2 protein-coding genes are annotated in these 6,313 nt (G+C 68.0%); both read left to right on the top strand.

From position 1 onward, the window contains the following. On the top strand, positions 1 to 2,795 hold a 2,795-nt coding region (locus AC07VX_RS26745; RefSeq protein ID WP_493183984.1), incomplete at its 5' end, for an SPM autocatalytic domain-containing protein. A gap of 318 nt (positions 2,796 to 3,113) precedes the next feature. Then, the coding region (locus tag AC07VX_RS26740; protein ID WP_493183983.1) for a beta strand repeat-containing protein at positions 3,114 to 6,313 on the top strand (3,200 nt) is incomplete at its 3' end.

Raw genomic sequence — 6,313 nt, 5'->3', positions numbered from 1 at the left:
ACAAGCTCACGACCGCCCAGGTCGCGGCGCTGACGACCGACCAGCTCAGCCACCTGACGACCGACAGCCTCAACGCGCTGGGCACCGGCCAGTTCGCCACGCTCTCCTCGGCCCAGTTCGCCTCGCTCACCACCGATCAGCTCTCCAAGATGGAGACGGCCGACCTGCGCTCGATCACCACCAACGCGCTCAAGGGCCTGAGCTCCGATCAGGTCCAGTCGCTGACCTCCGACGAGGTGGCGAGCCTGTCCACCGCGCAGATCGCCACGCTGTCCACCGCCCAGGTCAAGGGCCTGGAGGCGGCCGACCTGACAGCCATGGGCACGGCGCAGATCGCCGCGCTCTCCTCGGCCCAAGCTGCGGCGCTCGCCACCGACCAGCTCTCGGCCATCGAGGCCGGGGACATGAAGTCGCTCACCACGGCTGCGCTGCGCGCGCTGTCCAGCACCCAGCTGGACGGCCTCACCAGCGATCAGCTGCGCGCCCTCAGCTCGGGCCAGATCACGGCGCTGACAACCGACCAGATCCGCACGCTGAACACGGACGACCTCAACAGCCTCACGTCCGACCAGTTCAACAAGCTCACCACCGCCCAGGTGCAGTCGCTGACGACTGACCAGCTCAGCCACCTGACAACCGACAGCCTGAACGCCCTGGGCACCGGCCAGTTCGCCACGCTGTCCTCGGCCCAATTCGCTTCGCTGACGACCGACCAGCTGTCCAAGCTGGAGACGGCCGACCTGCGCTCGGTCACCACCAATGCGCTCAAGGGCCTGAGCTCCGACCAGGTCGCCTTGCTGACCTCCGACGAGGTGGGCTCGCTCACCACCGCCCAGATCAGCGCCCTCTCCACCGGCCAGCTTCAGGGCCTGACCACCGGCGACATGGTGGCGCTCACGACCGGCCAGATCGGCGTGATGAGCTCGGCCCAGGTCGCCGCGCTCTCCACCGACCAGCTCGCGTCCATCGAGGTCGCCGACGTCAGGTCCATCACCACCGCCGCGCTGCGCGCTCTCTCCAGCACCCAGCTCGACGCCTTCACCAGCGACCAGCTGCGCGCGCTGTCCTCCGGCCAGATCACCGCGCTGACCACCAGCCAGGTGCGGACGCTGAACACCGATGACCTGAACAGCCTCGCCTCCGACCAGTTCAGCAGATTCACGACCAGCCAGATCCAGGCGCTGACCACCGACCAGTTGAGCCACCTGGTCACCGACAGCCTCAACGCGCTGGGCACCGGCCAGTTCGCCACGCTGTCCTCGGCCCAGCTTGCTTCGTTGACGACCGATCAGCTCGCCAGGCTGGAGACGGTCGACCTGCGCGCCGTCACGACGGCGGCCCTTGGCGGCCTGAGCTCCGACCAGATCTCCGCGCTGCATACCGACCACATCGCTGGTCTGAGCACGGGCCAGGTCATGGCGCTGTCCACCGCCCAGATCCAGGGCCTGGCACCGGCCGACCTGACGGCCATGAGCTCGGCCCAGGTGGCGGTGCTGACGACGGCCCAGGTCAACGCGCTGTCGACCGACCAGATCGTCGCCATCGAGGCCGATGACCTCGCCAAGCTGTCCACGTCCAGCCTGCAGGCCATCACGAACAGCCAGCTCGGCGCACTGACGACCGACCAGCTGGTCGGCCTTGGCACGCGGGTCGCATCCCTGACCACCGGCCAGATCGGCAACCTGGCGACCGACGACCTGAACGTCTTCACGACCGCGCAGTTCGCAGCGCTGACGACCAGCCAGGTCAAGGCCTTCACGGTGGGCCAGGTCGGTGCGCTGGAGACCGACGACCTGCGCGCGCTCGGCACGGCCCATGTGGCGGCCATGAGCAACACGCAGATCCAGGCCATCACGAGCGACCAGTTCAGCACGCTGAAGGCGACGCAGATCACGGCGCTGACGACGGCCCAGGCCGCCGCGCTGACCACCGACCAGATTCACTCGATCACGTCCGACCAGATCGCCGGCCTGGAGACCCGCGACATCATGGCAATGAGCATGACCCAGCTCGACGCGCTGACCAGCTCGGCCATCGGCGAGATGAGCAACGCCCAGCTCAACGCCTACTTCAACGTGACGCCCATCGCGCTGGACCTGGACGGCCACGGCGTCAACACGCTGGCAGCCGCCCAGGGCGTCAACTTCGACCTGCTGGGCACCGGCCAGGTCAACAAGGTCGGCTGGGTGGCCGGTGGCGACGGCCTGCTGGTGATGGACCGCAACCACGACGGCGTCATCAACAACGGCAACGAGCTGTTCGGCATGGGCACACTCCTGGCCAACGGCAAGCATGCCAAGGACGGCTATGCCGCCATGGCCGAGCAGGACAGCAACCACGACGGCAAGCTCGACGCCCACGACGCCAACTGGAAGGAACTCAAGGTCTGGGTCGACGCCAACCACGACGGCAAGACCGACGCCGGCGAGCTCAAGACGCTGGACGAGCTGGGCATCGCCTCGCTCGACCTGAACGCCACAAAGGGCTCGGGCAACGACAACGGCAACCTCATCGGCCTGGTGTCCAGCTACACGACGACGGACGGCAGCAAACATGAAGTCGCCGACGTCTGGTTCGCCAAGGACGTGCAGCCGCAGACGGCCACCGAGGCCGCCAAGGTCAGCCTGCACGACGTGCTGGCTCCGCCGAGCGAGGCGCTGCTGGGCGGGGCGCCGGCCGACTTGGCCAGGGCCGGCAGCCACCCGGCCGGGCCCGATGCCCACCTCGCCGCCATCGACCGCAAGCTGGCCGAGGAAGACGAGCACCGCCGCAACAACGGTGGGCAGTGGCTGTGAGAACGGGAGGCAGGTTCGTGAAATTGTTCCACCCCCTCCGGTGCTCCCGCCGAACGGTTGAACCAAAGCTCAGGAAAGCAGGCCTTTTTGCCGATTAACCCGAAGAACCCGTCACTAGCATGACTGCGCGGAGTTTTCCGTCGTGGCGGGTTCGAGTCGAACTTCGTTTTTTTGGTGCCCCGGGACGGTCGGATTGGCCATTCGACAAGCCGGGGACGAGTCAGGGAAATGCCTCAAGCGCAGGGCGCGGGCTAGACAAGACACAAGGCCATCACGCCCCACGGCGCGGTGACCATCAGTACAGCAGGTGAACAAACCATGGCAACCATCATCCCCAACATTCCCGCGTCGAGCATTCCCGGCTTGTCCACGACGACGATCCGTGGGTTGACGACGGAGGATTGGGCTGCCTTCAGTACCGACCAGCTGATCGCCCTGACCACCACCCAAGCCGCTGTGATCACCTCCAGCGGCCTTTCTGTCTTGAGCAGCAGCCAGATCCGTGCGTTCCAGACGGAAGACCTGCGCGCCCTGTCGACGACGGCCATCACCGGCTTCAATTCCGACCAGATCCAGGCCCTCAAGACCGACCAGCTGCAGGCCATGAGCACGGGTCAGATCGCGACCCTGTCGACCACCCAGATCCAGGGGCTGACCACGGCCGACATGGTCGCGCTGACGTCCAACCAGGTGGCCGCCCTGACGTCTAACCAGCTCGGCAAGCTCGGCACGGCGCAGATCGCCGCGATCGAGACGGCCGACATCAAGTCCATCACGACCGGCGCGCTGCGCAATCTGTCCTCGACCCAGCTCGACGCCTTCACCAGCGACCAGCTCCGCGCGCTGAGCACCGGCCAGGTGAACTCGCTGACGACCAGCCAGATCAACACGCTGGGCACGGCCGATCTGAACAGCCTGAGCAGCAGCCAGTTCGGCAACCTGTCCACGGGCCAGGTGCAGGCGCTGACGAGCACCCAGCTCGCCAACCTCGCCACCGACAACCTCAACGCGCTGGGCACCGCGCAGTTCGCGGTGCTGAACTCCGCCCAGGTAGGTGCGCTGACGACCAGCCAGCTGGCCAAGCTCGAAACCGCCGACCTGCGCGCCGTGACGACGGCTGCCCTGGGCAGCCTGTCCTCCGACCAGATCGCGGCCCTCGCCAGCGACGCCGTCGGCTCGATGGGCACCGGCCAGATCGCCGCCCTCAGCACCGCCCAAATCAAGGGCCTGACGACCGGCGACATGGTCGCCCTGACCTCCGGCCAGGTCGCGGCCCTGAACTCCGCCCAGGCCGGCGCGTTGTCCACGGCGCAGATCGCGGCCATCGAGACGGGCGACATCAAGTCGCTGACCACCGCGGCACTGCGCAATCTGTCCTCCGACCAGCTTGACGCCTTCACCAGCGACCAGCTCCGCGCGCTGAGCACCGGCCAGGTGAACTCGCTGACGACCAGCCAGATCAACACGCTGGGCACGGCCGATCTGAACAGCCTGAGCAGCAGCCAGTTCGGCAACCTGTCCACGGGCCAGGTGCAGGCGCTGACGAGCACCCAGCTCGCCAACCTCGCCACCGACAACCTCAACGCCCTGGGCACGGCCCAGTTCGCGACCCTGTCGTCCAGCCAGCTCGGTGCGCTGACCACCGGCCAGCTCGCGAAGCTCGAAACGGCCGACCTGCGTGCCGTGACGACCGCGGCGCTGGGTGGCCTGTCGTCCGACCAGGTCGGCGCCCTCGCCAGCGACGCCGTCGGCTCGATGTCCACCGCGCAGATCGGCGCGCTGAGCACCGGCCAGCTCAAGGGCCTGACGACCGGCGACATGGTCGCCCTGACCTCGGCCCAGGTAGGTGCATTGACCTCCAACCAGGCCGCCGCACTGTCGACTGCGCAACTTGCCGCCATCGAGACGGGCGACATCAAGTCGCTCACGACCGGCGCGCTGCGCAATCTGTCGTCCGACCAGCTCGACGCCTTCACCAGCGACCAGCTGCGTGCGCTCAGCAGCGGCCAGGTCAACAGCCTGACCACCGCGCAGATCAACACCCTGGGCACCGCCGACCTGAACAGCCTGTCCAGCAGCCAGTTCGCCAACCTGTCCTCTGGCCAGGTGCAGGCGCTGACCAGCACCCAGCTCGCCAATCTCGCCACCGACAACCTCAACGCGCTGGGCACCGCCCAGTTCGCCGCGCTGAGCTCTGCCCAGGTCGGCGCGCTGACCACCGGCCAGCTCGCCAAGCTCGAAACGGCCGACCTGCGCGCCGTGACGACCGCGGCGCTGGGCGGCCTGTCGTCCGACCAGGTCGGCGCGCTCGCCAGCGATGCCGTCGGCTCGATGTCCACCGCGCAGATCGGCGCGCTGAGCACCGGCCAGCTCAAGGGCCTGACGACCGGCGACATGGTCGCCCTCACCTCGTCCCAGGTCGCCGCACTTGGCTCGGCCCAAGCCGGCGCCCTCTCCACGGCTCAACTGGCCGCGATCGAGACGGCCGACATCAAGTCCATCACGACCGGCGCGCTGCGCAATCTGTCGTCCGACCAGCTAGACGCCTTCACCAGCGACCAGCTGCGTGCACTCAGCAGCGGCCAGGTCAACAGCCTGACCACCGCCCAGATCAACACGCTGGGCACCGCTGACCTGAACAGCCTGTCCAGCAGCCAGTTCGCCAACCTGTCCTCTGGCCAGGTGCAGGCGCTGACCAGCACCCAGCTCGCCAACCTCGCCACCGACAACCTCAACGCCCTGGGCACCGCCCAGTTCGCCGCGCTGACGTCCACGCAATTCGGCGCCCTGACCACCGGTCAGCTCGCCAAGCTGGAAACCGCCGACCTGCGTGCCGTGACGACGGCAGCCCTGGGCGGCCTGTCGTCCGACCAGGTCGGGGCCCTTGCCAGCGACGCCGTCGGCTCGATGAGCACGGGCCAGATCGCAGCCCTGAGCACCGGCCAGCTCAAGGGCCTGACGACCGGCGACATGGTCGCCCTCACCTCGTCCCAGGTGGGTGCGCTGAACTCCAACCAGGCGGGTGCACTGTCCACTGCACAACTGGCGGCGATCGAGACCGGCGATATCAAGTCGCTGACCACCGCAGCGCTGCGCAACCTCTCGTCTGACCAGCTCGACGCCTTCACCAGCGATCAGCTGCGCGCACTCAGCAGCGGCCAGGTCAACAGCCTGACCACCGCCCAGATCAACACGCTGGGCACGGCCGACCTGAACAGCCTGTCCAGCAGCCAGTTCGCCAACCTCTCCTCCACGCAAGTGCAGGCGCTGACGAGCACACAACTGGCCAACCTGACCACCGACAACCTCAACGCGCTGGGCACCGCCCAGTTCGCGGCGCTGACCTCCACCCAATTCGGCGCGCTGACGACCGGCCAGCTCGCCAAGCTCGAAACCGCCGACCTGCGCGCCGTGACGACCGCGGCGCTGGGCGGCCTGTCGTCCGACCAGGTCGGCGCGCTCGCCAGCGACGCCGTGGGCTCGATGTCCACCGGCCAGATCGCGGCTCTGAGCACGGC

It is taken from the genome of Roseateles sp. GW821-FHT03B02, from assembly GCF_059421025.1.
This window is presented reverse-complemented; position numbering and strand designations above follow the sequence as displayed.